Here is a 693-nt window from a genome sequence, read left to right as displayed (position 1 = left end):
GTGGAAGACTACTGACGCCCTCCAGCGCCGAGAGCCGGCGCCTCAGACCAGGCACATGTCGGACACTTCCTCGTCCGACAAACCCCACGTGGTGGCGTCTTCCACGGTCACGATGGAATCGTCGGATTTACCCAGGCTGATGCGCTCGGGGCGCACGCGCGTCTTGGTGTTGCCCGAATAGAAGACGACCACGTCCGGCTTCAGCGCAGACGCTTCGTTCTGGTGGACCACCACGCCCAACCGGTTGGTGCGCAGTTTGACCAGCGTGCCGACCGGGTAGATGCCCACGCTGCGCGTAAAGGCCTGGAAGACGGTGCGATCGAATTGCGTGTCGGTGCGCGCCATCATGTATTTCAGGGCCTGCGCCGGAGACCACGCATGGTGATAGGGGCTGCTCGACGTGAGGGTGTCGTACACGTCGCAAATCGCGCCCATCTTGGCCCACAGGCTGATGCCGTCGGCCTTCTGGGCGTCGGGATAGCCGCTGCCGTCAATGCGCTCGTGGTGGTGCAGGCAGATCTCGCGTGCAATCTCGCTGAACTGTCCGGTGCCCTGCAGCAGATGATGGCCGCCCACGGCGTGCGTCTGCAGCAGCGCCAGTTCGTCCTTGGTCAGCGCCGTGCTCTTGTCGAGCAGCGTGCGCGGCATGGCCGATTTGCCGATGTCATGCACCAGCCCGCCCAGCCCGCATTC

1 protein-coding gene is annotated in these 693 nt (G+C 64.5%); it reads right to left on the bottom strand.

Annotated features, from left to right (window positions below; genetic code table 11):
* Window positions 1-42 precede the first annotated feature (42 nt).
* Window positions 43-693: HD-GYP domain-containing protein (locus D1614_RS28070; RefSeq protein WP_147384380.1), on the bottom strand; the 651-nt coding region annotated here is incomplete at its 5' end.

This window comes from Maribellus luteus, from assembly GCF_003576475.1.
GTDB lineage: Bacteria > Bacteroidota > Bacteroidia > Bacteroidales > Prolixibacteraceae > Draconibacterium > Draconibacterium luteum.
The sequence above is the reverse complement of the archived record's forward strand: the minus strand, read 5'-3'. Positions and strand labels throughout refer to the sequence as shown.